The organism is Paraburkholderia sp. BL9I2N2, assembly GCF_004339745.1.
Lineage (GTDB): Bacteria > Pseudomonadota > Gammaproteobacteria > Burkholderiales > Burkholderiaceae > Paraburkholderia.
This window is the reverse complement of sequence record NZ_SMGP01000001.1, coordinates 448,675-473,834: the sequence shown is the minus strand read 5'-3', so window position 1 is coordinate 473,834 and position 25,160 is coordinate 448,675. Positions and strand designations below refer to the sequence as shown.

The 25,160-nt window shown below is 64.4% G+C and carries 21 protein-coding genes, 1 tRNA gene and 1 pseudogene; 8 read left to right on the top strand and 15 right to left on the bottom strand.

The window, feature by feature from the left end; all coding sequences use genetic code 11:
- Window positions 1-2: 2 nt before the first annotated feature.
- The 13 genes and pseudogenes from B0G74_RS02205 to B0G74_RS02145 form a co-directional block, all read right to left on the bottom strand.
- Window positions 3-1,184, bottom strand: coding sequence for a beta-ketoacyl-[acyl-carrier-protein] synthase family protein (locus B0G74_RS02205; protein WP_132373470.1), 1,182 nt, complete (start codon window positions 1,182-1,184; stop codon window positions 3-5).
- Window positions 1,181-3,588, bottom strand: a pseudogene (locus tag B0G74_RS02200) (MMPL family transporter). Before B0G74_RS02200 ends, B0G74_RS02205 begins: the two are co-directional and overlap by 4 nt.
- Window positions 3,588-4,277, bottom strand: coding sequence for an outer membrane lipoprotein carrier protein LolA (locus B0G74_RS02195; RefSeq protein WP_132373469.1), 690 nt, complete (start codon window positions 4,275-4,277; stop codon window positions 3,588-3,590). Before B0G74_RS02195 ends, B0G74_RS02200 begins: the two are co-directional and overlap by 1 nt.
- Window positions 4,265-4,696, bottom strand: coding sequence for a thioesterase family protein (locus B0G74_RS02190; RefSeq protein WP_132373468.1), 432 nt, complete (start codon window positions 4,694-4,696; stop codon window positions 4,265-4,267). Before B0G74_RS02190 ends, B0G74_RS02195 begins: the two co-directional genes overlap by 13 nt.
- Window positions 4,693-6,288, bottom strand: coding sequence for an aromatic amino acid ammonia-lyase (locus B0G74_RS02185; RefSeq protein ID WP_132373467.1), 1,596 nt, complete (start codon window positions 6,286-6,288; stop codon window positions 4,693-4,695). Before B0G74_RS02185 ends, B0G74_RS02190 begins: the two co-directional genes overlap by 4 nt.
- A complete protein-coding gene (locus B0G74_RS02180) occupies window positions 6,275-7,999 on the bottom strand; it encodes a glycosyltransferase family 2 protein (RefSeq protein WP_132373466.1) in 1,725 nt (574 codons plus the stop codon). Before B0G74_RS02180 ends, B0G74_RS02185 begins: the two co-directional genes overlap by 14 nt.
- Window positions 7,999-9,717, bottom strand: a complete 1,719-nt coding sequence (locus tag B0G74_RS02175) for an AMP-binding protein (RefSeq protein ID WP_132373465.1) — start codon at window positions 9,715-9,717, stop codon at window positions 7,999-8,001. The genes B0G74_RS02180 and B0G74_RS02175 overlap by 1 nt, the downstream gene beginning before the upstream one ends.
- On the bottom strand, window positions 9,714-10,376 hold the full coding sequence (locus tag B0G74_RS02170; RefSeq protein WP_132373464.1) for a hypothetical protein: 663 nt from the start codon (window positions 10,374-10,376) through the stop codon (window positions 9,714-9,716). Before B0G74_RS02170 ends, B0G74_RS02175 begins: the two co-directional genes overlap by 4 nt.
- A complete protein-coding gene (locus B0G74_RS02165) occupies window positions 10,376-10,627 on the bottom strand; it encodes an acyl carrier protein (protein ID WP_020069032.1) in 252 nt (83 codons plus the stop codon). Before B0G74_RS02165 ends, B0G74_RS02170 begins: the two co-directional genes overlap by 1 nt.
- 3 nt (window positions 10,628-10,630) lie before the next feature.
- A complete protein-coding gene (locus tag B0G74_RS02160; RefSeq protein WP_132373463.1) occupies window positions 10,631-10,915 on the bottom strand; it encodes a phosphopantetheine-binding protein in 285 nt (94 codons plus the stop codon).
- Window positions 10,894-11,700, bottom strand: coding sequence for a lysophospholipid acyltransferase family protein (locus tag B0G74_RS02155; RefSeq protein WP_132373462.1), 807 nt, complete (start codon window positions 11,698-11,700; stop codon window positions 10,894-10,896). The genes B0G74_RS02160 and B0G74_RS02155 overlap by 22 nt, the downstream gene beginning before the upstream one ends.
- Window positions 11,684-12,409, bottom strand: a complete 726-nt coding sequence (locus B0G74_RS02150) for a beta-ketoacyl synthase chain length factor (protein ID WP_132373461.1) — start codon at window positions 12,407-12,409, stop codon at window positions 11,684-11,686. The genes B0G74_RS02155 and B0G74_RS02150 overlap by 17 nt, the downstream gene beginning before the upstream one ends.
- Window positions 12,410-13,099: 690 nt before the next feature.
- On the bottom strand, window positions 13,100-13,804 hold the full coding sequence (locus tag B0G74_RS02145) for a DUF4136 domain-containing protein (protein WP_132373460.1): 705 nt from the start codon (window positions 13,802-13,804) through the stop codon (window positions 13,100-13,102).
- Window positions 13,805-14,031: 227 nt separating this feature from the next.
- Between B0G74_RS02145 and pepN the strand changes: the two genes are divergently transcribed.
- The 5 genes from pepN to B0G74_RS02120 all read left to right on the top strand — a co-directional run bounded on the left by pepN (window position 14,032) and on the right by B0G74_RS02120 (window position 18,944).
- On the top strand, window positions 14,032-16,728 hold the full coding sequence (gene pepN, locus B0G74_RS02140; protein WP_132373459.1) for an aminopeptidase N: 2,697 nt from the start codon (window positions 14,032-14,034) through the stop codon (window positions 16,726-16,728).
- Window positions 16,729-16,922: 194 nt separating this feature from the next.
- Window positions 16,923-17,204 carry a type II toxin-antitoxin system RelE/ParE family toxin gene (locus B0G74_RS02135; protein ID WP_132373458.1) on the top strand — a complete coding sequence of 94 codons (282 nt, stop codon included), beginning with the start codon at window positions 16,923-16,925 and terminating at the stop codon, window positions 17,202-17,204.
- 16 nt (window positions 17,205-17,220) lie between these two features.
- The gene (locus B0G74_RS02130) at window positions 17,221-17,676 is read left to right on the top strand and encodes a HigA family addiction module antitoxin (RefSeq protein WP_132373457.1); all 456 of its coding nucleotides are present in this window, start codon (window positions 17,221-17,223) and stop codon (window positions 17,674-17,676) included.
- 120 nt (window positions 17,677-17,796) lie between these two features.
- A complete protein-coding gene (locus B0G74_RS02125; RefSeq protein ID WP_132373456.1) occupies window positions 17,797-18,813 on the top strand; it encodes a class 1 fructose-bisphosphatase in 1,017 nt (338 codons plus the stop codon).
- Window positions 18,814-18,868: 55 nt separating this feature from the next.
- A tRNA-Thr gene (locus B0G74_RS02120) sits at window positions 18,869-18,944 on the top strand.
- A gap of 85 nt (window positions 18,945-19,029) precedes the next feature.
- On the opposite strand, the gene B0G74_RS02115 is transcribed toward B0G74_RS02120, so the two are convergent.
- Entirely contained in the window at window positions 19,030-19,230 is a 201-nt protein-coding gene (locus tag B0G74_RS02115) for a hypothetical protein (RefSeq protein WP_132373455.1), read from the bottom strand.
- A 237-nt stretch (window positions 19,231-19,467) separates the two neighbouring features.
- Between B0G74_RS02115 and B0G74_RS02110 the strand changes: the two genes are divergently transcribed.
- Window positions 19,468-22,155, top strand: a complete 2,688-nt coding sequence (locus B0G74_RS02110) for an excinuclease ABC subunit UvrA (RefSeq protein ID WP_132376817.1) — start codon at window positions 19,468-19,470, stop codon at window positions 22,153-22,155.
- A gap of 20 nt (window positions 22,156-22,175) precedes the next feature.
- Here the strand turns inward: B0G74_RS02110 and B0G74_RS02105 are convergent, their stop codons facing one another.
- Entirely contained in the window at window positions 22,176-23,087 is a 912-nt protein-coding gene (locus B0G74_RS02105; RefSeq protein ID WP_243658096.1) for a LysR family transcriptional regulator, read from the bottom strand.
- Between the two features lie 133 nt (window positions 23,088-23,220).
- Between B0G74_RS02105 and B0G74_RS02100 the strand changes: the two genes are divergently transcribed.
- On the top strand, window positions 23,221-24,330 hold the full coding sequence (locus tag B0G74_RS02100; RefSeq protein ID WP_243658095.1) for an aldo/keto reductase: 1,110 nt from the start codon (window positions 23,221-23,223) through the stop codon (window positions 24,328-24,330).
- A 516-nt stretch (window positions 24,331-24,846) separates the two neighbouring features.
- Window positions 24,847-24,996, top strand: coding sequence for a hypothetical protein (locus B0G74_RS45625; protein WP_007180815.1), 150 nt, complete (start codon window positions 24,847-24,849; stop codon window positions 24,994-24,996).
- Window positions 24,997-25,160 lie beyond the last annotated feature (164 nt).

Here is a 25,160-nt window from a genome sequence, read left to right as displayed (position 1 = left end):
ACTCATCGGGCAAGAACGAGGCTGACATTGCTGCCGCCGAAAGCAAACGAATTGCTCATCGCGTATTGCACGCCGCCTTGCGGCATGAAGCGTTCGCTAACGACCAGGTCCAGTGCAGGCAGCGCGGGATCGGCCTCGCCGTCCCACAGATGAAGCGGCAGCGGCACGTTGTCATGCGCGAGCGCGAGCCACGTGAAGCCGAGTTCAGTCGCGCCCGCCGCGCCGAGCTGGTGGCCGGTCAACGGCTTGGTACCGCTCGTCGCGACGCCTTGTGCAAACACTCGCGACATCAAACCCGCTTCCATCTCGTCGTTCTTGCGCGTGGCGGTAGCGTGCAGATTCACATAGCCGATCGCCGACGGCTCGATGCCCGCATCGGCGAGCGCCGCGCGCAGCGCAAGTTCGCCGCCCACGCCGCGCGGGTCCGGCGACGAAATGTGATGCGCGTCGCTCGATTCGCCGACGCCCGCGAGCCGCACCGCCGCTTCGTCGCGGCTCATGAGGAACACTGCCGCGCCTTCGCCGACATTGATCCCGCAACGATTGCGGCTCATCGGATTGCTGCGCACGTTGCTGGTCGATTCAAGCGAGGCGAAACCCTGCACCGTCAGCTCGCACAGCGAATCGACGCCACCCACCACGACGGCGTCGCACAGTTGCAATTGCAGCAGCCGGCGCGCCGACGCGAAGGCTTTCGCGCTCGATGTGCACGCGGTCGAGATCGTGAACGCCGGACCATGCACGCCGAGCACGGCGGCGGCGAACGGCGCCGCCGTGCCGATTTCCATTTGCCGGTAGTTGAAGTTCGCGGGTAGATCCCCCGCTTGCGCCTGATAGACGAACGCGGCTTCGGCGGCCTCGATGCCCGACGTGCTGGTGCCGAGCACCACGCCGATGCGATGCGCGCCGTAGCGCTCGCGCGCCGCTTCGACAGCGGCGGCAATCTGCGCCAGCGCGGCGAGCAGCAAGCGGTTGTTGCGGCAGTCGTAACGGGCGAGTTCAGCGGGCGGCGCTAGGTCGAGCGGCGCGAGCACGCTGCCGACGAACGCCTCGCCGATCCCCGTATGCGCGTTCGCCATGCCGGGCGAACGGCCGGCGGCAAGCGCCGGGACAATGCTGTCGAGGTCGCCGCCGAGCGCGTTGATCATGCCGAGCGCGTGCAAATAAACTGATGGGGCTTTCATGCGGCCCTCCTTGATTCCGATGGCATGCCGATCGGCGCGAGCAATACCGATACCGCGATGCCGAGCGCGAGCGTCGCGCCGAAACTCTTCAGCGCGGGCATCGCGCTCATGCCGAGCATGCCGAACGACAACAACGTGGTGGCCGCCGACAGCAGCACGCCCGTCCACACCGCGCCGAGATCCGCGTCCGCGCGCAGGCAGCCTTCGCGCAGGAACACGGCATAGTTTGCGCCCACGCCGAGCACGAGCATCAGCGCCAGCCAATTGAACAGATTGAGCGGCACCTGCGCGTAGCCGAATACGGCGAGCGTGACGCCCACGGCGAGCAGCACCGGCAAGGTCACGGCGATGCCGCCGCGCACACGGTAGCGCAGCATCAGCAAAACGAGCACGAGGGCCAGCGCGCCGCCGAGCCACCAGCCGCTATCCACGCGATACGCGCCGAACAGCGTCGACACGCTGGCGGCCTTGTCGACGAACACGACGCCGGGCAAGCCCTGCGCGGTCGCGATCAGCGCGGGTTCATTCTGCGGCGTCACGCCCTGCGGAATGACGACTGCGGCATAGGCTTTCGTCGATGCATCGACTTCGCCGAGCCAGAGATGTTTGTACGGTTGCGACCACGGCGCCGCGAGCCACCTGTCGATCGTGAGCGGCGCTTGTGGTTTGGCGTATGAGGCGATCCAGGCGTCGGCGATTTCGTCCTTGAAGCCGGCCTGCAGGAGCGTGGCGCGCAACGCGGCGCGGTCGTTGAACACGTGTTGTGCGAGCAACGCGCGGTCTTCATTCTGCTGTTTCGCGGACGGCACGAACTGCGCGACCGACTGATAGCTGCCGACCTTGTTCGCAGTGCCGTTCAACGCGTCCAGTTTCGCGCCCAATGCTTCCGCGCGCTGCAGCACGAGTTCCGGCGTCTCGCCGCGCACGACGAAAAACTGCGCGCTGTTATCCACGCCGACGGCCTCGCGCACCTTGTCTTCCTGCGCGACGAGCGCGGGATCGCGCTGGATCAGCAGGTGGATGTCGTCGTCGCTGGTCAGACGCAGCCAGCCGGGAACCGCCAGCAGCAGCAACAGCGCAGCCACCAACCACGCGCGCTTGCCGCCGATCGTGCGATGCCACACTGTCAGCAAGCGCGCCGCGCCTGCAAACACGCGTTTCGGGCTGCGTTTGGGCGCGCGCGTGAGCAGCGCGGGCAGCAGCCACAGCACGGAGGCGAACGCCGTCGTAATGCCGGCAATCGCGAAGCAGGCGATCTGCTTGAGCGCGGGAAACGGCACCCACGTGAGAATCGCGTAGCCGAGCAGGCTCGTCGCGAGCGCCACGCTCAACGCGGGACGCACGGCGCGCGCGCCGCGACCCGCGTCCCAGCCGCGCTGCGCGCCGAGATACACCACGAAGTATTGAATCGAATAGTCGACGGCCTCGCCGATCAGGCTGGCGCCGAACACGAGCGTCAACAGATGCAGCTTGCCGAATACCAGCATCGTCACCGCAAGCGCGCAGACAATGCCGAGCGCGGTCGATACGAAACCGAGCAGCAACAGACGCGGTGAGCGGAACACCCACATCATCAGAAGCGCGATGCCGCACAGCGACGCGACGCCGATCAGATGCACTTCATGTTCCGATGCGCTGCGCGCCGATTCCGCGTAAAACACGGCGCCGGTTCGCGCCACGGAGACATCGGGAACGCTTGCTTCAATGCGCTTTCGCCTTGTGCGAGCGCTGCGAGTACCGCGCGCTGCGTCTTCGTTTCGTACGCGGAGCCCGGCAATGTCGCGACGATCAGCACGCTGGTGGCGGCGCCGCGATGCGCAACCAGCATGTTGTCTTCGAGTTCGAGATTCGACGTAGCGAGCGGCAGGCCGCCGAGCCAGTGTTCGAGCCAGCCGAACGGATCGTCGGCGAGCGGCGTGCTGAGTCCGCCGCGCAGCGGGCTGTAGATGCGCTGGGCGAGCGAGTCGTGCAATGTGGTATTCGCCGCGCCGTTTGAGAGCGATGCGCGGTCCGCCGGCGCCAGCAAGCCGAAGCGATACGGCATATACAGCGCAGCGATCTGCGACAGATCGAACGGCGGCAATTCCGCTGTCACCGAACCGAACGCGCCACTCTTCTGCAACGACGCGCCGAGTTGTTTCGCCGCGGCTTTCGCGTGCGCGTCGTCGTTGCTGGTGACGAGGAAAACAGTGCGGTCGCCCAGCGCGCTCGCCAGCGTATCGACTGCCTTTTCGGCGACCGGATCGGCCTCGGTCGCCGGCAATAGCGCGAGCAGATTGGTTTGCAGCGGCGACGGTCCCGCGAACCGCCAGCCGCAATACAGCGCCGCAACGAGCGCGAGCAGCAGCCACGCGGTGCGCATGCCCCACGCCTGTTTCGCGGATCGCTGTTGCAGCATTTCCATTACGGCGCCCCGAGCAGACCGCGTTCAGCCGCGGTGAGTTCGGTCACGGCCGCGCTCTTCGTGAAGTCGAGTTGGGTGACGTCGCCGTTCGCGAGCGTAATGCGCAAACGCTGCAGATAGTCGCCACCGTTCATCTCCAGACCTTTGATCGACTGCGCGATCTGCGGCTGGTTCGGCGTGAGTTGCATGCGCCACTGCGTGGCGCTGCCTTCCGCCTGCACGTCGAATTGCGAGTAGAGCGCCGACAGATCGCCGCCGAGCATCGCGCGCATCATCTTCGAGACTTGCGCGACACCGCGCGTGCCCTGCGCGCTGTGAGCCGTGACGCGCTGGCCGTTGGCGTTGACTTCGGTCACTCCGGCATCGGTGATCACGTAGGTGGCTTTGTACGGCGTGTCGATCTGCCAGATCACGCCGCGCTCGCGGAAGAACAGCAGCGAGCCGGTGCTGACGAGCGGCTGCTTCATCGCGGCGAGCGTTTGCGTCTGCGTGAATTGCGCGCGCACGCCCTTGGCCTGCGCGAGGTGCGCGGCGATCTGCGAGACGAGCGCGGGGTTGCCAGGCGCGGCTTCTTTCGTCGATGCGGCCGATGCAGCCGACGCGGGCTCCATCCATACGGCTGTCGCGACAAGCACGCTCAGCGCACTCAATATGCCGGCGATCGAAGCGCGCAGATTCATCGTCCCCATACGCGCTCCAGCTTGTCGAACACGACCGGCGGCGAGACGAACTGCAACTCCTGAGTGGCGGCATCGACCGCGACCTGGATCGTATAACCCTTGGTCAGCCGCGTGCCGGTCGCGCAATCGACGATTTCATAGCCTATTTTCAGGCGGTTTTCGTGTTCGAGCAGTTGCGTGCGCACTTCGATCTGCTGACCGTAGGTGGCCGGCTTCACGTACTTGAGATGCGCTTCCACGATCGGCCACAGATAACCCGAAGCCTGCATCTCGCGATAGTCGTAGTCGAACGCGCGCAGCAGCGCCGCGCGGCCGATCTCGAAGTACTTCAGATAATGGCCGTGCCAGCACACGTTCATCGCGTCGACATCGTGGAACGGCACTTCCACTGTCGCGCTCGCACTCAGCACTTTGCGGGAACCGGTCATGCGCTCGATCCTCCGCGAGAGTCGCTCGCCAGATCGCACGCGGCGATGCGCGCGGTCAGCGCGCGCAACTCGTGTTCGAGCGCGCGGTCTTCGTCGACGAACGGCGACTGCGCGCCGACGCTGTCGATGAACGCTTGCAGCGGCGCCGGCACCGGCGTCGCGCTGTCGATCTTCAAGCGCAGACGCGCGGCTTGCACCGTCGCGAGCGTATGCGCGGCGGCGACCTGCTCGGTCAGTTCCAGCACGCGCAAGCAGTCGCGCGCGGCGATCGTGCCCATACTGACCTTGTCCTGATTGTGCGCCTCGGTGGAGCGCGAAAAGACGCTCGCGGGCATCGTGTTCTTCAAGGCTTCAGCGGTCCATGCGGACGACGAAATCTGCACCGCCTTGAAACCATGATTGATCGCGGCACGCGCGGGCGCCGCGCCCGACAGATTGCGCGGCAAGCCATTGTTGAAATTCACGTCGACCAGCAGTGCGAGTTGCCGGTCCATCAGATCGGCGAGATTGGCGACCGCGACCTTCAGCGAGTCCATCGCGAACGCGATATGGCCGCCGTAGAAGTTGCCGCCGTGCAGCACGCGTTCGTTGTCCGGATCGATCAGCGGGTTGTCGTTCGCGCTGTTCAGTTCGTTCTCGACATCGCGGCGCACCCACGAGAGCGCATCGCGCGCCACGCCGATCACATGCGGCGCGCAGCGAATCGAATAACGGTCCTGCAGACGGTGGCCCGGCGTGTCGTCGCGGCCGGCCAGGTCGTCGCGAATCCAAGCCGCGGCTTCGGCCTGGCCGGCGTGCGGCTTCACTTCGAAGAGCATCGCGTCGAAGTGCGCGGCGCGGCCGTCGAGCGCGACGGTGCACAACGCCGTCAGGCGCGCCGTGAGCCGCGTCAGATGATCGGCGCGCGCAAACGCGAGACAGGCGAGGCCCGTCATCACGGCGGTGCCGTTCATCAGCGCGAGCCCTTCTTTCGGCGCGAGCGTGAGCGGCGTGTGACCGAGTTCGGTCCACACTTCGCGCACGTCGCGCAGACGTCCTTCGAACATCACGTCGCGTTCACCTGCAAGCGCGGCGGCCACATACGAGAGCGGCGTGAGATCGCCGCTCGCGCCCACCGAACCTTCCGACGGAATGCGCGGCAGCACACGATAATTGACCAGATCGGCCAGACGTTCGAGCAACACCGTCCGCACGCCGGAAAAACCGTAAGCGAGCGAGTTGAGCCGCGCGGCGATCACCGCGAGCGTTTGCGCGTCGTCGAGATATTGGCCCATGCCGCAGCCGTGATAGCGCGTGAGTTGCAACGGCAAGGCTTCGACCAGTTCCATCGGCACGTCGACCACGCAGGCGTCGCCGTAACCGGTGTTGACGCCGTACACGGTCGCGCCCGCGGCCAGATGGCGGCGCAGAAAATCCGCGCCGCGCTGAATACGCGCGCGCCACGCCGGATCGTCGCTCAAGGCGACCGGCGCGCGATGCTGCGCAATCGCGACGACCTCTTCGATCGTCAGCTTGCGCCCGCCTATTACGACTGCTGCGTTGTTCACGTTCGCGCCTGGGTTCGGCACATCGATCAGATCATGTTCGGCCATTCGCGCCTCGCTTGGGGCTGGCCCAGAAATCGAAGAAGTTGAACCATTGGTAAGGTGCCTTGCGGCAATAGTGTTCGAGACGCACGGCATAGCGCTGCGCCCACGCGGCGAGATGCTGCGCGCGTTCGCGGCGCGGCAGGTCGATGCGCTCGGCGAACGGTTCGAAATAGAGACGGTAGCCGTCGCGCTCTTTCAGACAGAAGAACAGGTAGACCGGACAGCCCAGCGCATGCGCGAGCACATACGGACCTTGCGCGAACGGCGCGGTCGAGCCGAGAAATTGCGCTTCGGTCGTGCGCCCAGCTTCGTGGGCGGGCACGCGGTCGCCGACGATCACCAGCAGCTCGCCGGCATCGACGCGCTCCTGCATCATCATCGCGGTCTCGGGTCCGAAATCGCTGACTTCGAGCAGATGCTTCGCGAACCCGCTATTGGCCGAGGCCAGCACGCTATTGAAGCGGCGCGCGTGCTCCGTATAGACGACGGCCGTGACCTTGGCATAAGCGCCCTGCGCGGCGAGCGCGCGGGTCATTTCCAGATTGCCGAGATGCGCGCCGATCACGAGCGCGCCCTTGCCGCTCGCCACCAACGCTTCGAATGCCGAAGGATCTTCGAATTTGACGTCGGCGTTGTTCACGCGGCCCGACCATGCCGCGAGCTTGTCGAAGCCCGATTGCGCGAACGCCAGCATATGGCGGTACGCGGACAGCCAGCCCGGACGTGGCGTATCGCCATGCGGCGCGGCCTCGCCTAGACGCTTGAAGTAGTTGCTGGAGGCCTCGCGCGCGGCGCGCCCCGTCAGCAGAAAATACGCGACGATCGGATGCAGCCACAGCGCGGTGAAGCGCCGGCCGAACAGCTTGCAACTGAGCGCGAGCAGCGACATGCCGAGATGGCTGCCGCGTTCGGCAATACGCCACCAGTCCTGTTGGTTCTCGTTGCCCTGCCCGTCCGCGAGAGCGGAACGACGCGGCATCACCTTGTGCGCGAGCAGCATCGGCAGACGCCACAGCATGCCGAACACGAGCCGCGTATGACTGCGGCTGATGCGAACGTTGTCCCACAACACGTCGAAATGCGAGACGCCGTCGCTTGCATAGGTGACGCGTGTGGGAATCGAGCGGAACGCGGCGCGCCGCCAAAACAAGCGCACGAGAATCTCGATGTCGAAGTCCATGCGCGTGGGCAGTTGCACGCTGTCGATCAGATTGCAGGCGAGCGCCAGCGGATACAGGCGAAAGCCGCACATCGAGTCGCGGATCGTCAGCGAAAGCGTTTCGATCCACACCCACACGTGCGTCAGATAACGGCCGTAGAGACGCGCTTTCGGCACGCTCTCGTCGTAGACCGGGCGGCCGAGAATCACCGCGCCCGGTTCGGCGCGCGCCGCTTCGATGAAACGCGGCACGTCGGTGGCGTCGTGCTGGCCGTCGGCGTCGATCTGCAACGCGTGCGTGTAGCCCGCCTTGCGCGCGGCGCGCAGCCCCGCCATCACCGCCGCGCCCTTGCCGCCGTTGACCGGCAGGCGCAGCAGCGTGAGCTGTCCCGCGTACTGCTGCGCGAGCGCGGCGAGCACCTGCTGGGTGGCCTCGTCGCTGCCATCGTCGACGACAAAAAACGGCAGGCCGTGAACCGCCAGATGCGCGACGGTCGCGCCAATCGCGTCCTTATGGTTGTAGATCGGAATGACGATGCATGGAGAGAAGGTCATCACGCGCCCTCCCCGTAGACGATCACGCCGGACGCACAGTCGCGGCCGCTCACGCGATACGCGAACTGCACGCGCCGGCGCGCCGCGTCGTGCGCGAGCGTGAGCTTGAGCACCGCACCCGGCGACACCGGCGCCATGAACTTCAAACGATCGATCGACGCCACCGCGCGCACGGCAGGCACATGCTCGGCGGCCAAACGCATCGCCCAGTCGACCTGGACGACGCCGGGCAAAATCGGCAGGCCGGGAAAGTGGCCGGCGAAATGCACGAGCGAGGGCGGCACGCGCAACTCGTAGTGCAGCGTGTCGCCACTCCGCGCTTCGGCCAGCACTTCCATGCCTTCGACGCGCGGTTCGAACGCGGCCGCCACGGCGGCCACCGGCAGTTTGCCGCGCGCGTCGAACGGCAGCGTGACGCGAAAACGCCAGTGGCGCGGCAGCACCACGACGTCGAAATATTCGGCGAGATGCCGGCGCAGGACTTTCGCGAGCGCCACGCGACCGTCGTCGCGCAAGGCCGCGCCGCCCGCTTCGGTCAGCGCCACGACGGCGCCGACGCGCTCGCGCGAGGCGCCTTCCAGCGGCACGAGCGCCGCTTGCGCCACATACGGATGCAGCGCGAGGCGCGCTTCCAGTTCCGGCAGCGAGACGCGCTTGCCGTCGAGCTTGAGCACGCGGTCAAGCCGGCCTTGCAGGCGGAAGCGGCCCTCGGCGTCGAAGGCGATCTTGTCGTCGGTGCGATGCCAGCCGGCGTGATCGAGATGCGGCGAGCGGACATTCAGCGCGCCGTCTTCGTCGCGGCGCACTTCGATGCCCGACACCGGTTGCCAGGCATCGGTCTGATCCTGGCGCCGCCACGCGATGCCGCCGGTTTCCGTGCTGCCGTAAATCTCGAGCGGCGCCGCGCCATAGGCTGCGGCGTATTCCTGCGCGGCTTCGAGCGCGAGCGGACCACCCGATGAAAAGAACGCGCGCGGCGCCGGCGTCAGGTCGGCGAAGCCGGGCAGCGCGGGCCAGCGCGACAGTTGTGCGGGCGTCGAGACGATCACCGCTGCGCCGCATCGGTCGATCTGCGCTTGCAGATGCAACGGCTCGATGCTGACCGCGCGGTCGAAGGCACGGCCGGCTGCAAGCGGCCAGAGCACGCGAAACAGCAAACCGTAGATGTGGTGATGCGGCACGCTCGCGAGCATCGTCGCGTCGCCGACTAGCGCGCCCCACTGCTTTTCAAGCGTGCGCACTTCGGCGTTGAATTGCGCGAGCGTCTTGCGGATCGGCTTGGGGCGGCCGCTGCTGCCTGAGGTGTAGAGCGTGAGCGGGGCTTGTGGGTCGATTGCGTAAGTCGCGCGGAACGTATGCGCTGCAGCAGCGTCGGCCTTGCCTTCGACAGCGGCTGCAAACGGCGGCAAATCCGCGTCGGCCAGCACGACTTCATACGCGTCGGCGAGATCGGCGAGATAGCCCGGCGTCGAGTTGGCCGGAATCACCGGCTCCTTGCCGCACGCGAACAGCGCAAAGAGCGCGCAGGCAAAATCGAACGGATCGTCGATGCACAACGCGTAGCGTTGCGCGGCTTGCGTTTGCACGAGTGCGATCAGCCCGGCGACGCGCGCGCGAAACGCCGCGCGATCGAGCAGCGCGGCGCCGTCACGGCATACGGGCGCATGCGCCGCGGCAGTCCCACCAGCTACCGACAACAGATCATGCAACGCGATCATGCCGCCTCCGAACGCGCGGCGCGCGGCAGCACGACCAGATAACGCCAGATGACCTCGGCCACCAGCAGCACACCGATCAGCACATAGGCGATCGCGCCGTTGTAGAGCGACCAGCTCGCGCGGCTCCAATACAGCGCGGTATAAGCGGAAAACACGCCGTTCAGCGCGAAGAACGCACACCACACCTGGGTCACGCGCAGCGTATGGCGCACCGCGCCCGGCGGCAGGTTCGGATTGCCGAGGCGCGCGAATTTTTCGATCATCGACGGCCCGCGCACGAGCGTCGCCCCGAACGCGATCAACAAGCCCAGATTGACGAGCGACGGGTAAAGACGCAGCAGCAGCTCGCTATTGGTCAACACGATCGCCGCCGACGCGCAGCTCAGCAAACCGACCACGGTCCAGTCGATCGTGGAAAGCCGCCGCAACGAGGTCGCGACCGGGCCGCTGCCGGCCCAGCGCTGCAGCCACAGGATCGCAAACAGCATGCAGCCGACGTAGCGCGGCGTGTCCCATTTCCATGCGCACAGAATCAACGCGGGGTACGCGAGCTTCAATAGCACCTGCACGACGGTTTTGCCCAGGTGGCGCTCAGTGCCGGGCGAGGCATCGACGGCCCGATCCGCCGCCGCTTGCGTTCGCGAGCGCACGGCGGGCATCAGCCTTGTGCCGCCAGCAGCGATTCGACCGCACCGATCACGTCGCCGACGGTGCGCACCGACTTGAACTCTTCCGGCTTGATGCGGCGTCCGGTCATCTCCTGCAGTTTGATCGCGAGGTCGACGGCGTCGATGCTGTCGAGATCGAGGTCTTCGAACAGATGCGCGTCGGGCGTGACACGCTCGGGCTCGATAGCGAAGTTCTCTTTGAAGATGGCGCGGATGCGCTCCAGAATCTCTGCCTCGGACACGATTTACTCCCCCTTTCTGGTTGTTTCGTTCACAGCGTGCACCGCTTCGCGCTGGCTCGCCACCAGCGCGGCCAGCGTGCTGATCGAGCGGAAGTGTTCGCGCGTGCGCTCGTCGTTCGCTGCGATGGTCAGTTGGTATTGTTTGCGCAGCACGATGCCGATTTCGAGCGCATCGATCGAATCGAGACCGATACCGTCGGTATCGAACAACGGTGCATCGTCGTCGATATCGGCCGGGCTCAGGTCTTCCAGATCGAGAGCTTCGATCAGGAGCTGTTTAATTTCCAGTTTTTAAAGAATCCATAATCGAACAGGTGCTGAGTAATGTGTGCTTCGACGGCGCTCGTCACGCTGCGCGCCGCGAGAGCCGGTGGAGTGTCATGGGCCGCGAGCTGGTCGACGCCGAGCGGTTCGAGCACGTTCACGCGCATTCTGAACGCGCGCGCCGGCACGTCGTACCAGCGCATCTGCTTGGTGAATGCGGGCGGATCGCAATCCATCAGCACTGGGACGATCGGCGCGCCGACCTTCAGCGCCATGTGCGCGAAACCGCGCGAAAACGCATGCAGCCGGTTCGGCGCGGGGCTGCGCGTGCCTTCCGGAAAAATAATCATGGTATAGCCTGCCGCCAGTTGCTTCGCGCCGGCCTCGACGAGTTCCGCGGGATCGGCATTGCTGACGTACTCGGCCGAGCGCACGATGCCCCAGAAACACGGGTTGCCCCAGTGCGCGTTTTTCACCACGCAGCAGGCATGCGGCGTGAGCGACAGTAGCACCATCACGTCGAGATAGGTCGGGTGATTCGCGACTACGATCGCCGGGCCGCCCGCGCGCAACGCCTGCACGCCCGAGACTTCCAGTTCCATCACGCCGATGCGTTGCAATACCGCGACCAGCGCGCGGAAAAACCAGTGGATCACGCTCGTCACGGCAAATTGGCGCGACGCGCGGTGCGGCCACACCCATGCGAGCGGAAAAACCACCACCGAGAACAGCACGCCGCACACGCCGAAGACCACGAAGGCCATGCCGGTCGCGCAGAATCGCCAGAAATAATCAAGCCGCGCGGTCATGCCAGCTCCAATGCCAGGTGGCGCCGGTGTTTTGCCAGGCGGTGGGCAGGCCGGTTTCCAGGCAGTGCTGCAGCGCCTGGCTCTGGGTCGCGAAGAGGGTCTCCGAGGTGGCGCTTGCGCTCGCTTCGTGCGTCGGCTCGGATTCCGGCTGGTCCGTGCGAGATACCGTGCACACCAGCTCGCCCGTCGCCGTTTCGCTATCGAGCAGGATCGCGATCGCGCCGCCCTGTACTTCGTCTTCGATCGTGCCGTACGCCGGGTCGGCCGGTTCATCGGCGTACACCAGCAGCAGCGGTGAATCCGGCTGCGTGGCGTATTGCGCGTGCGCTTCCAGCAGCGCGTAACCGAGCGTTTCCGCGCCGGCCGAGATCGCGCTCGCCGCGGAGCGGTCGCCGCGGGCAATGCCGAATATGCCGGTCATGGCATTGAGCACCGACAGGCTGAACGCGGTTGGCGACACCGGCTCGCCCGCGCTGATGGCGCGCAGAATGTCCGTCGTGCGCCGCAATTCCCCGTGGCGCGAGGCGAACACGACCCGCGCCGCGTCCTTGGCGACACAATCGTGCGCAACTTTCAGCGCCACTCTCGACAGAGTGCTCAGACGACGCCGCACGATCGGCTCGATGAAGCCGATATCGGGTGCGGCAGATGCGGCAGCAGGCCAGCTAGACCAGCGAGCGACCGGAATGGTCCAGTGCAGATCGGGCATATCGGTGTTCGCGCGTAGAAGCGAGGAGAGGCTGAAGCGCCTGACGGAATACGGCACCGTCACAGCGTGCACGCGCCGCGCGGACCGGCAATCTCCAGCCGGGGTCAATCCAATCTTCTTATATAGGGTTCAGCGAATTAACGGCACTTGGCCCCGATTATTTAGGCGCCTTTGTCAATTAGTCTGAAGGATGGTCTCCGGCTCCCTATGGTCGGCGGAATCATACTGAATATTCTGGGATAAATCAGCCACAAAAGACGTATCCATCTGTATCCGTATCTCACATGCGACGCCCGGCTGAAAAGCAATGGCATGGGCCTCCGGCACCATTTTCCGCATTGCGAACGGAGCGTCTGCCCATCAGCAGCGCGGCTTGCCGCCGATCTGCCGAAGAAATATTTCGCCGAAATGCGCCAATGCTTTCAATTTACTTTCTTAAAAAGTGTTTCAGATTGGAAGCCGCTTGCGTTGTTAGCCGGTCTTTATCCCGAAATGCGCGGCGCATGGCCGGCCCGAGTGCGACGTTTATGAGATGAATTACCGTGGTACGAATGCCGAAATCCAGTGTCAGGCGCGGAGCTTCGCGTTTTCTGCGGCGCCGAAAACAGAACGGCCCGGCAGGGTGATCTGTCGAGCCGTTGCATGCTACCGATGCCACGATTTGGGCGCGCACCGCCAGCCAGGTACTATTTACTGAACGACTTTCGCATCGGACGCCGGCACCGGTGCCGCGGCGGGCGCTGTACCGGTCGCCACCATTTCGTTCGATGCCCCGCCGCTCTGGCCGACCGGAATCTTCACCGTATGAACCACGCCGTTGCCAAGCGGGAAATCGGCCAGCGCGCTACGCGCCAGATACGGCATGGCCCGAACCAGCGACGACTCGCCGCCCGTATTGCGCGCCGTCACGTTGTAGACCTCCTTGCCGCTCGCCCGGTCGGTAATCCGCACGCCCAGCAGGTGCGTGAAGATCGGATAGCTCTGGTTCACGTAGGTGGTCGAATATCCGCCCCATGGGCCCCACGGATCGAACGGCCGGCCCCAACCCCAGTACGGCGCCGGCCACGGGTTGTAATACACCGGCTCCGAGACCGTCACCATGTCCGAACGAATTCCATACGAGAGCCCGACCAGATAGCGCGCCTGCGCGGCGTCGACCTGGCGGAACGAATGCGTAGCGAGTTCGTTCGCGACAAAGCGCTCGTAGGTGCTGAGTTCGAGATTATTCTGCTGGTCCGCCGCTCGCGTGAACGCATAGGTTCGGGTGGTGTCGTTACCGCTCCAGTCGGAGAAGGCCGTGACCTGGGTGGTGACGTAGGTCGTGCAGCCGGACAGCAGCACCGTCAGCGCGGCTATCAGCAGCGTGGCGCGGCGGGTCCATCGATCGATTTTCATGGTCTACCTCGTGAAGCTTTTGAATTGCCTCTGTATTCTCCGCCAAACCCGGCCTCGTCGACGCACAGGCTTTCCCGCACGCGGGCGCCCGATAATACGCTGACCAGGCGACTCGGTAAAAAGTTCGCTCCGCACAATTCTCCGAGGCTTTGTACAATGGCTCGACATGCCCGGCCCGCACGCCAGAAGCGCGCTCGCCGACTCGAGTTCCAACACTACAGAACGCCATGGCCGATACCGCAACGCCCAATGTGATCCGCCGCGCCGACTACGCGCCGCCCGCCTTCCTGATCGACACCGTCGCACTGGAGTTCGATCTCGTCCCCGAACGCACGGTTGTCCGGAACACGATGCGCGTGCGCCGCAATCCGGAGGCATCGCGCGCCTTGCATCTGGAATTGATGGGCGAACAACTGGAGTTCGTCAGCGCCGAGATCGACGGCCAGCCGTTCGCCAACGCCCACGCGCACGAACACGGCCTGCTGCTCGACAACGTGCCGGACCAGTTCGAACTCACGCTCACGAGCCTCTGCAATCCGGCTGAGAACACCACGCTGTCGGGCCTTTATGTATCGGGCGGCAACTTCTTCACGCAGTGCGAGGCCGAGGGCTTTCGCCGCATTACTTATTTCCTCGATCGTCCGGACGTGATGGCGACCTTCACGGTCACGTTGCGCGCCAGCAAGGCCGATTATCCGGTGTTGCTGTCGAACGGCAACCTGCTCGAAGAAGGCGATTTGCCGGACGGCCGCCACTTCGCGCGCTGGGAGGATCCGTTCAGAAAGCCGAGCTATCTGTTCGCGCTGGTCGCCGGCAAGCTGGTCGCCTTGGAAGAGCGCGTGAAGAGCGGCTCGGGCAAGGAAAAGCTGCTGCAGGTGTGGGTCGAACCGCACGACCTCGACAAGACCCGTCATGCGATGGATTCGCTGATCCATTCGATTCGCTGGGACGAGGAACGCTTCGGGCTCGAACTCGATCTGGACCGCTTCATGATCGTCGCGGTGAGCGACTTCAACATGGGCGCGATGGAGAACAAGGGGCTCAACATCTTCAACACGAAGTACGTGCTGGCGAACCCCGAAACGGCCACCGACACCGACTTCGCGAACATCGAGGCCGTGGTCGGCCACGAGTATTTCCACAACTGGACCGGCAACCGCGTGACGTGCCGCGACTGGTTCCAGCTGAGCCTGAAAGAAGGCCTGACGGTGTTCCGCGATCAGGAGTTCTCGGCCGACATGGCGGGCGGTGCAACGGACGAAGCCGCGCGCGCCACCAAGCGCATCGAGGACGTGCGCGTACTGCGCCAGATGCAGTTCGCGGAAGACGCGGGTCCGATGGCGCATCCGGTGCGCCCGGAAAGCTATGTCGAGATCAACAACTTCTACACGATGACCGTCTACGAGAAAGGCTCGGAAGTCGTGCGGATGTATCAGACGCTGTTCGGCCGCGACGGTTTCCGCAAGGGCATGGACCTGTACTTCAAGCGTCACGACGGTCAGGCCGTGACCTGCGACGATTTCCGGCACGCGCTCGCCGACGCGAACGGCCGCGATCTCACGCAGTTCGAGCGCTGGTATAGCCAGGCCGGCACGCCGCGCGTGTCCGTGCGCACCCACTACGACGCCGCGCAGCAACGCTACAGCGTGACGCTCACGCAAGGCTACGGCGAAGGCGCGCCGGCCGCGCGCGAAACGCAAAAAGGTCCGCTGCTGATTCCGTTCGCGATCGGTCTGATCGGCAAGGACGGCAAGGATCTGCCGCTGCAATTGCAGGGCGAAAACACGGCCTCGGCCTTCACCACGCGCGTGCTCGAATTCACGCACACGGACCAGACCTTTACGTTCGTCAACGTGGCGCAGGAGCCACTGCCTTCGCTGCTGCGCAATTTCTCGGCGCCGGTGATCGTCGAATACGACTACTCGGCGGAACAGCTGGCGTTCCTGCTCGCCCACGACAGCGATCCGTTCAACCGCTGGGAAGCCGGTCAACGGCTCGCCACGCGCGAGCTGCTCACGCTCGCCGGACGCGCCGCCACCGGCGTGCCACTGCAACTCGACGACTCCGTGGTCGCCGCGTTCGCACGCGTGCTGACCGACGAAACGCTCTCGCCTTCGTTCCGCGAACTCGCGTTGATGCTGCCTTCGGAAGCGTATCTGGCCGAGCAGATGGCCGAATCGAATCCGGCGGCCGTGCATGCCGCGCGGCAGTTCGTGCGCAAGCGTCTCGCCAATGCGCTCAAGGGCGACTGGCTCAAGGTGTACGAGCAGCACCGCACGCCGGGCGCGTACGAGGCCACGCCGGAAGCGTCCGGTCATCGCGCGCTGAAGAACCTCGCGCTGTCGTACCTCGCGGAACTGGACGATCCGGCTGAGGCCGTGCGTCTCGCGTCCGCGCAATACGATGCGGCGAACAACATGACCGACCGCTCGGCGGCGCTCTCCGCGCTGCTCAATGCGTCGGCAGCCAATGGCGGCAGCGCCGAAGCGCAGCAGGCGCTGGACGATTTCTACCGGCGCTTCGAAAAGGAGCCGCTCGTCATCGACAAGTGGTTCGCCTTGCAGGCCACGCAGCGTGGCAGCGCGCAACGTCCGGTGATCGACATCGTGCGCAAGCTGATGGCGCATCCGGCTTTCAACCTGAAGAACCCGAACCGCGCGCGCTCGCTGATTTTCAGCTTCTGCGCGGCGAATCCGGCGCAGTTCCATGCCGAAGACGGCTCGGGCTACGCGTTCTGGGCCGATCAGGTGATCGCGCTCGACGCCATCAATCCGCAAGTGGCCGCTCGCCTCGCCCGCTCGCTGGAATTGTGGCGCCGCTTCACGCCGACACTGCGCGACGGCATGCGCGCGGCGCTGGAGAAAGTGGCGTCCCAGGTGAAATCGCGCGACGTGCGCGAGATCGTAGAGAAAGCGTTGGCGTGATGCTCGCCTGAGCGCCTTTGTCGCATCGAAAAGCCGGCACGCGTTGCCGGCTTTTTTTCGTCCTGCGTTCGCCGGCGCGGCGGCGCGCGGCAATCACGTTAGCCATCTGGACGACTGTTCGACTCGCGTCGGCGGAGTGAAAGTAAACGCATCACTTAACGGTTTACGTTTAACGCGATGCGTTATATCATCCCATGATCACGACATTCGGCGACAAAGCTACGGCGAGAATCTTTCAGGGCAAATTCGTGTACTCGTTGCCGCTTCACATGCAGGCGCTCGCGCGCCGCAAGCTGTTTGTGATCGACGCCGCGAAGTCCATCCGCGACCTGCATGCGCCGCCCGGCAACCGGCTGGAAGCGCTGCAAGGCCAGCGCAGCGGGCAATGGAGTATTCGGATCAATGCGCAATGGCGCATCTGTTTTCATTTCGTCGACGGGGAAGCGCTGAATGTCGAGATTGTCGACTATCACTGATTATTGGGAGACCGGCATGGTCATCAAACGCTCCGATCTGGGCAGCATCGATTTCTCGGACATCGACACGGGCGACAGCATCCCGGAAATCCATCCGGGCGAGATTCTGCGCAGCGAGTTTCTCGAACCGCTCGGCATGTCCGTCAACGCGCTCGCGCTTGCGCTGCGCGTACCGGCACCGCGCATCAACGACGTGGTGCGCGGCAAGCGCGCCGTCTCGGCCGACACCGCGCTGCGGCTCGAGCGCTACTTCGGCGCGAGCGCACAGTTCTGGCTCAACCTGCAAATCGCCTACGACCTGCGCGTCGCCACCGCGACCGCCGGAGAACAGATCGAACGCGAGATCGAACCCATGCCGAAGGCGGACCGCCCGAAAATGCCGAAGGTTTCAAGCGAACACGCCCGTGCCGCAGCGCTCGCGGCGAGCGTGAGCGGCAAGCTCACGGCCGGCAAGGCGCGCCGCAAAGCCTGAATTTCAGCCGCATCAGTGTGCCCGGCGGCGTCGCCCTACACGGTTCTCGCGTAAAAGCACGGAAGCGACACAACGAACGGTTAAAATCGGAATATTCCTCAAGCCTTCCCGGAGTACAGCATGGCTTTGCAACGTCGTACCACTCTCACGAAGTACCTGATCGAGCAGCAGCGCGAAACCAACAACCTGCCGGCCGATCTGCGCCTTTTGATCGAAGTCGTTGCGCGTGCGTGCAAAGCGATCAGCTACCACGTCAGCAAGGGCGCGCTGGGCGATGCGCTCGGCACGGCGGGCAGCGAGAACGTTCAAGGCGAAGTGCAGAAGAAGCTCGACATTCTGTCGAACGAAATCCTGCTCGAAGCGAATGAATGGGGCGGCAACCTCGCCGGCATGGCGTCCGAGGAAATGGAACAGTTCTTCCCAATCCCGGCGAACTATCCGAAGGGCGAATACCTGCTCGTGTTCGATCCGCTCGACGGCTCGTCGAACATCGACGTCAACGTGTCGATCGGCACGATCTTCTCCGTGCTGCGCTGCCCGGACGGCCAGCAGCCTACCGAACAGTCGTTCCTGCAACCGGGCACGCAGCAGGTCGCCGCGGGCTACGCGGTGTACGGTCCGCAAACGGTGCTGGTGCTGACTACCGGCAACGGCGTGAACTGCTTCACGCTCGACCGCGAACTCGGCTCGTGGGTGCTCACGCAAAGCGACATGCGCATTCCTGTCGAAACGCGTGAATACGCGATCAACGCTTCGAACGAGCGTCACTGGTATCCGCCGGTCCAGCAGTACATCGGCGAGTTGAAGGCTGGCACGGACGGTTCACGCCAGGCCGACTTCAACATGCGCTGGATCGCGTCGATGGTGGCGGACGTGCACCGTATCCTGAATCGCGGCGGCATCTTCATGTATCCGGCCGACAAGCGCACGCCGGACAAGCCAGGCAAGCTGCGCCTGATGTACGAAGCGAATCCGATGGCGTTCATCGTCGAGCAGGCGGGCGGCGCCGCGACCAACGGCGAGAAGCGCATTCTGGACATCCAGCCGAAAAGCCTGCACGAGCGGGTGGCGGTGTTCCTCGGCTCGAAGAACGAAGTGGACCGCGTGACCCGCTACCATCTCGAAACAAAAAAGTGAGTTCAGGGGCTTGCCAAGCCGATAAAGAAGTCCCTATAATCTCGTTTCTCCTGATGCCGGAATAGCTCAGACGGTAGAGCAGCGCATTCGTAATGCGAAGGTCGGGGGTTCGATTCCTCTTTCCGGCACCACAAGATTCAAGCAAAAAGCCCAGTCCTCGCGACTGGGCTTTTTGTTTTTCTGCGTGTGCTTTTCCGATTCTGCTCGTGTCGCGGATCACCCACGAAAATCCAGCCGATCGAATTGCGCTGTCACGCCGAGGTTGCGTGCCACAACGGAATCTTCCGCTCGCGCCGGCTCTGCCTGCTGAGTGCCGTAGGCCGCGACCGCTTCCTGCGGCGCCGACGAGAACCACAAAATCCGGCCGTCACACTCGATTCCGACCTGACGACCTTTCCAGTACACAGCGTTTTCCATGGCGAACTCTCTGAAGGGCGAAGACTGCCATCTTCCGCGCCGGCCGTGGCGCGTCCGTTATCCAACGCACTCTGGGCGCGGATAATCGCTTCAATGATAGGCGGCGATTACTCGATTGACTCAGAGCACGCGCCGCCGTCAATGGCATCATCGCAACTTCATCGTCGGGCATGTTCCGTGCGACCTCATCAGCGTTCGCCCGATCCGCCGGGTCGCGCTTATCCGTTATTCATCGATATGGACGCCATCCGCAGCAAACCTCGCTCGACACCGCCCTCTGCCGACGCCCCCGCATTCACCGGCTTCGTGCGTGTGCGCGGCGCTCGCGAACACAATCTGAAAAACGTCGACGTGCAGATTCCGCGTGATGCTCTGGTCGTCTTCACCGGCGTGTCCGGCTCGGGCAAATCGTCGCTGGCATTCGGCACCTTGTACGCCGAGGCACAGCGGCGCTATTTCGAATCGGTCGCGCCGTATGCCCGACGCCTGATCGAGCAGGTCGGCGTGCCCGAGGTCGACGCCATCGAAGGCCTGCCGCCCGCGGTCGCCTTGCAGCAGCAGCGCGGCACGCCGAGCGCGCGCTCGTCGGTGGGCAGCGTGACCACGCTGTCGAGCCTCGTGCGCATGCTGTATTCGCGCACCGGCGACTATCCGCCGAAGCAACCCATGCTGTTCGCCGAAGATTTCTCGCCGAACACCGTGCAAGGCGCCTGCCCGACTTGCCACGGACTCGGCCGCGTGTACGAGGTCACCGAAAAATCGATGGTGCCCGACGACTCGCTGACCATTCGCGAGCGCGCGATCGCCGCATGGCCGCCCGCCTGGCACGGACAGAATCTGCGCGACATTCTGGTGACGCTCGGCTACGACGTCGATAAGCCGTGGCGCGACTTGCCGAAGAAAGACCGCGACTGGATTCTCTTCACTGACGAACAGCCGACCGCGCCCGTCTACGCCGGCCTCACGCCTAAGGAAACCCGCGCCGCGCTCAAGCGCCGCGACGAGCCGAGCTATCAGGGCACCTTCACCGGCGCGCGCCGCTATGTGCTGCACACGTTCGCGAACACTCAAAGCGCGTTGATGAAAAAACGCGTGTCGCAATTCATGGTCGGTAGCGTCTGTCCGACGTGTCATGGCAAGCGGCTCAAGAAAGAAGCGCTGTCGGTGAAATTCGCCGGACTCGATATCGGCGAGTTTGCCCAGTTGCCGCTCGCGAGACTTGCCGAGATGCTCGAACCGATCGCGCGCGGCGAATGGCCTCAAGCCGATGCCGCACACTCAAACCAAACCGCCGCCAAAGGAAGCGTGCTCAGCAAGAGCGCCATGCGCGATGCCGTCGACAAACGGATCGCCGCCGGTGGTTCCGCGCACAAAGCCTCGCCCGACGTGCGGCGCACGCCTAACCTCTCCGAAGAAAAACGCGTCGCCGCGCAGCGCATTGCAGCCGAGTTGCTCGAACGCCTGACGACATTGGTCGATCTGGGTCTGGGCTATCTCGCGCTAGAGCGCAGTACGCCTACGCTGTCATCGGGCGAATTGCAGCGCTTGCGGCTCGCCACGCAGTTGTCGTCGCAGTTGTTCGGCGTCGTGTATGTGCTCGACGAGCCATCGGCCGGCCTGCATCCCGCCGACGGCGAAGCGCTCTTCAGCGCGCTGCAGGGATTGAAGGCGGCGGGCAATTCGCTGTTCGTCGTCGAACACGATTTGCAGATGATGCGGCGCGCAGACTGGCTCGTCGACGTCGGTCCCGCGGCCGGCGAAGCAGGCGGCCATGTGGTCTATAGCGGGCCGCCCGCCGGACTCGCGAAGGTCGAAGCGTCGCAAACGCGCCGGCATCTGTTCGCGCCGCCCGCGCCTGTCGAGCGCGCGTCGCGTGAACCTGCTGGCTGGCTGCGGCTCGCGGGCATCACGCGCAATAATCTGCACGGACTGGACGCCGAGTTGCCGCTCGGTTGCCTGACTGCGGTCACGGGCGTGTCGGGCTCGGGCAAGTCGAGCCTCGTGAGCCAGGCGTTGCCGGAACTGGTCGCAAGCCACCTTGGCCGCGTCTTCGACAATCCGGACGACGACGAACAAGACCCGTTGCTCGCCGCCGCAACCGCGCCGACCGGCGGCCACATCGTCGAGGGCATGGGCGCGCTGCGGCGGCTCGTACGCGTCGATCAGAAACCGATCGGCCGCACGCCGCGCTCCAACCTCGCTACCTACACGGGCCTCTTCGACCACGTGCGCAAGCTGTTCGCCGACTCGCCGCTCGCCCGCAAGCGCCGCTACGGCGCAGGCCGCTTCTCGTTCAACGTGGTGCAAGGCCGTTGCCCGACTTGCGAAGGCGAAGGCTTCGTCAGCGTCGAACTGCTGTTTCTACCAAGCGTCTATGCGCCCTGCTCGACCTGTCACGGCACGCGCTACAACGCACAGACACTGGAAGTCACATGGCGCAATAAAAACATCGCCGAGGTGCTCGGCCTGACCGTCGACGCCGCCTGCGATTTCTTCGCCGACGAGCCCAGCGTGATGCGCGCGCTGAAAGTGCTGCGCGACATCGGCCTCGGCTATCTGCGGCTCGGTCAGCCCGCCACCGAATTGTCCGGCGGCGAAGCCCAACGCATCAAACTCGCCACCGAATTGCAACGCGCGCAACGCGGCGACACGCTCTATATCCTCGACGAGCCGACCACCGGCCTGCATCCCGCCGACGTCGACCGCCTCATGGTGCAACTCCAGGGACTCGTGGATGCCGGCAATACCGTGGTGGTGGTCGAACACGACATGCGGGTGGCCGCGCAAAGCGACTGGGTCATCGACGTCGGCCCGGGCGCCGGCGACGCCGGCGGCAAGATCGTGGCGAGCGGCACACCGGCCGGGATCGTGCGCGTGAAGGAAAGCCGCACCGCGGAGTATCTGCAGCAACAACTCGCAGCGTGAAGGCGAAATAAGCGTGCGCGCTAGCGAGCGCCGCGCTTCTCCTTCAGGAAATCGATCAGCGCGCGCAGTTTGAGCGGCATCTGCGCGCGGCTCGCCGTGTAGAGATAGAAACCGGGGAAGCTCGGACACCATGCGTCGAGCACGCGCACTAGGCGGCCATCGTCGAGTTGCTCGCGTACGTAGTCCTCGATGACGTGCAGCAGACCCACACCCTGCTCCGCCGCTTGCACCATCGTGCGCAAGTCATTGGTGACGAGCGCGCCGCGCGTCTCGACTTCGAACACGCGCGCCGGATCATCGGGTGGCGCGAACTCCCACCGATAGATGCCGCCGCTCGACGCAAAGCGGTAGCGCAGGCAGTCATGCGCGGCGAGATCGGCTGGCGTCGCGGGCGGTGCATAGCGCTCGAAATAGCCCGGCGAGCCCGCCACCGCAATGCGAATCTCGCCGCTCAACGGCACCGCCACCATGTCCTGCGCGACCCGTTCGCCGAGCCGGATGCCCGCATCGAAGCCTTCGCCGACGACATCGGCCATGCCGTCGTCCAGCGTCATGTCGAGACGGATCTGCGGATAGCGGCGCGTGAATTCCGCGAGATGCGGCAGCACCAGCAGTTCGCTCGCGACCCGCGGCAAATTGATGCGCAAATTGCCGGCGGGCTGGTCGCGGGTTTCGTCGAGCGCTTCGAAGGCGGCCTCGAGTTCGCCCAGCGCCGGTCGCACGCGAGCGAGAAACTGCGCGCCGGCTTCGGTCAGCGCCACGCGCCGGGTCGTCCGGTTGAACAGACGCACGTTCAATTGCGTTTCGAGCGAGCGGATGCTTTGCGACAGCGCCGACGCCGTCACGCCGGTCTCGGCGGCCGCGTGCGTGAAGCTGCCGTGACGCGCCACGCTCACGAACGCCATCAACGCCGGCAATTGCGCAGGATCCATCGTCGCCTCCATTGTTAAGCCGGACTTCACAATCCTTGCAGACAAGCGGCATTTTTCCACGAAAAGAATCGGCGCACGATAGGCCATGGATTCAATTTTTCCTACGACACCGCCCAAGGAGACTGACATGACGATGAATCGCTATACCCTGCTCGGCCGCTCAGGCTTGCGCGTCAGCCCGATCGCGCTCGGCACGATGACTTTCGGCACCGAATGGGGCTGGGGTGTCGAGGAAAAGTCCGCGCAACGGCTGTTCGATCTGTACGTGGATGCCGGCGGCAATTTCATCGACACCGCGGACCTCTACACGGAAGGCACCAGCGAGAAATGGCTGGGCAAGTTCGTCGCGGCGCGCGGCCTGCGCGAGCGGCTCGTGATCGCGACCAAGTACGGCTACAACGCCGAGACCGGCAATCCGAACGCGGGCGGCAACCATCGCAAGAACCTGCTGCGCGCGCTGGACGGCTCGCTCAAGCGGCTCGGCACGGACTACATCGACTTGTACTACCTCCACACGTGGGATCGCATCACGCCGGTGGACGAAGTCATGCGCGCGATGGACGACGCCGTGCGCGCCGGCAAGATCCGCTATGTCGGCTTGTCGGATACGCCCGCATGGTTCGCCGGACGCGCGCAGACGCTCGCCGACTGGCGCGGCTTCGAACCGGTCGCGGCCATGCAGCTCGAATACTCGATGATCGAACGCAATGCCGAAAATGAGTTCGCCGATCTCGCCGCCAATCTCGGCATGGGGCTCGTGCCGTGGAGTCCGCTCGGCATGGGCGTGCTGTCCGGCAAGTACCGGCCTTCGCAAAGCGGCGCGGCAGCCGGTTTCTCCGGCGACGGCCGCCTCGCCAGCATGGCCAGCGCGCCGCCGCCGGGATTCGACAAGCTGACTGAGCGCAACTTTCGCATCGTGGCCGAACTGGAGTCCGTCGCCAATCTCGCCGGCCGGCCGATGGCGCAAGTCGCGCTGAACTGGCTGCATCAGAAGCGTGGCGTGTCCAGCATCATCGTCGGCGCGACGCGGCCGGAGCAGTTGCAGGAGTCGCTCGGCTCGCTCGACTTCACGCTGACGCCGGAACTGATCGCGCGGCTCGACGCCGTGTCGGAACCGGCCCGTCCATTCCCGTATTACATGTTTGCAGACGGTCATCAAGCGCGGATTCACGGACAGGTCGAAGTGACTGATAAACCGGCTGCGTACTCCGCGTCGGTGAAAATCCCCGTGCCGACAGCGTAGAAATAGCGTCTGACGAATGCCCAGCGTTCGCTGCCGAACGTTAGGTTTTCTTATTCAGGCAAAAAATCTTAAAAAATGCTTTTAGCCGTCAACGAAATTCGAGAATGGTTCGTTTACAAAAGATTAGGGGGCCGAATGGCGCGTACTGAACGGAACGGTAATTAACGAACGTTCGGCCACTTAAGAAGAAAATCCTGCCGATGCGGCAGTGCACAAAAATCCACGGCAATTCGATTGATATCGGCCAATATGAATGTGGGAGTGCGCAAAAGCGAGGGCGGCTTGCTGAATAGCCCGTGGGACAAAGTCAGGAAGGGAATAGCGGGAAGTATCGGACTGACGGGGACTGGTGAAAGCGAAATCAGCGCATTAGCAGTCAACCGATAAATTCTATTCAAACATTCCGTTCCATTGTTGGGCTGTGCCGTTAAAGCAACACACAACATGTGACCCGCATCAGGCGCTGGTGCAAAACGGGGACCGAGGCCGATAATCGGTTTGTAAAGGAGAAAGATCATGGATGCCAAACCACCGAAAGTTCCGACCCCGGATAAAGTTTTTTGCCCGGATCCGGAACCCGCTGGCGTCGAGTTTTTGGGTGCAGAACTGCCGGAGCACGTTCGCGCCTTTTTCGACGAACAACGCAAGTCGTGCGACTCGAAGTAACGGGGCAGTGGCGCGATGCAGCATCGACGTCCGCGCGTCCGGCGCGCGGCGGTTGTATGCACACGTCTGACCGCTCGTTTTCGGCTCGATTCGTGACGCGGGGCGAGTCCGTCTGATTCGGACGACGCCTGGCCGTGCGGCCCGGCGTGTGTTTTTGCTCGCCT

Excerpts from the sequence above, each read along its gene's own strand:
- B0G74_RS02205 (WP_132373470.1), bottom strand. The coding sequence starts at position 1,184 with ATGAAAGCCCCATCAGTTTATTTGCACGCGCTCGGCATGATCAACGCG.
- B0G74_RS02195 (WP_132373469.1), bottom strand. The coding sequence starts at position 4,277 with ATGGGGACGATGAATCTGCGCGCTTCGATCGCCGGCATATTGAGTGCG.
- B0G74_RS02190 (WP_132373468.1), bottom strand. The coding sequence starts at position 4,696 with ATGACCGGTTCCCGCAAAGTGCTGAGTGCGAGCGCGACAGTGGAAGTG.
- B0G74_RS02185 (WP_132373467.1), bottom strand. The coding sequence starts at position 6,288 with ATGGCCGAACATGATCTGATCGATGTGCCGAACCCAGGCGCGAACGTG.
- B0G74_RS02180 (WP_132373466.1), bottom strand. The coding sequence starts at position 7,999 with ATGACCTTCTCTCCATGCATCGTCATTCCGATCTACAACCATAAGGAC.
- B0G74_RS02175 (WP_132373465.1), bottom strand. The coding sequence starts at position 9,717 with ATGATCGCGTTGCATGATCTGTTGTCGGTAGCTGGTGGGACTGCCGCG.
- B0G74_RS02170 (WP_132373464.1), bottom strand. The coding sequence starts at position 10,376 with ATGCCCGCCGTGCGCTCGCGAACGCAAGCGGCGGCGGATCGGGCCGTC.
- B0G74_RS02155 (WP_132373462.1), bottom strand. The coding sequence starts at position 11,700 with ATGACCGCGCGGCTTGATTATTTCTGGCGATTCTGCGCGACCGGCATG.
- B0G74_RS02150 (WP_132373461.1), bottom strand. The coding sequence starts at position 12,409 with ATGCCCGATCTGCACTGGACCATTCCGGTCGCTCGCTGGTCTAGCTGG.
- B0G74_RS02145 (WP_132373460.1), bottom strand. The coding sequence starts at position 13,804 with ATGAAAATCGATCGATGGACCCGCCGCGCCACGCTGCTGATAGCCGCG.
- pepN (WP_132373459.1), top strand. The coding sequence starts at position 14,032 with ATGGCCGATACCGCAACGCCCAATGTGATCCGCCGCGCCGACTACGCG.
- B0G74_RS02135 (WP_132373458.1), top strand. The coding sequence starts at position 16,923 with ATGATCACGACATTCGGCGACAAAGCTACGGCGAGAATCTTTCAGGGC.
- B0G74_RS02130 (WP_132373457.1), top strand. The coding sequence starts at position 17,221 with ATGGTCATCAAACGCTCCGATCTGGGCAGCATCGATTTCTCGGACATC.
- B0G74_RS02125 (WP_132373456.1), top strand. The coding sequence starts at position 17,797 with ATGGCTTTGCAACGTCGTACCACTCTCACGAAGTACCTGATCGAGCAG.
- B0G74_RS02115 (WP_132373455.1), bottom strand. The coding sequence starts at position 19,230 with ATGGAAAACGCTGTGTACTGGAAAGGTCGTCAGGTCGGAATCGAGTGT.
- B0G74_RS02110 (WP_132376817.1), top strand. The coding sequence starts at position 19,468 with ATGGACGCCATCCGCAGCAAACCTCGCTCGACACCGCCCTCTGCCGAC.
- B0G74_RS02105 (WP_243658096.1), bottom strand. The coding sequence starts at position 23,087 with ATGGATCCTGCGCAATTGCCGGCGTTGATGGCGTTCGTGAGCGTGGCG.
- B0G74_RS02100 (WP_243658095.1), top strand. The coding sequence starts at position 23,221 with ATGAATCGCTATACCCTGCTCGGCCGCTCAGGCTTGCGCGTCAGCCCG.
- B0G74_RS45625 (WP_007180815.1), top strand. The coding sequence starts at position 24,847 with ATGGATGCCAAACCACCGAAAGTTCCGACCCCGGATAAAGTTTTTTGC.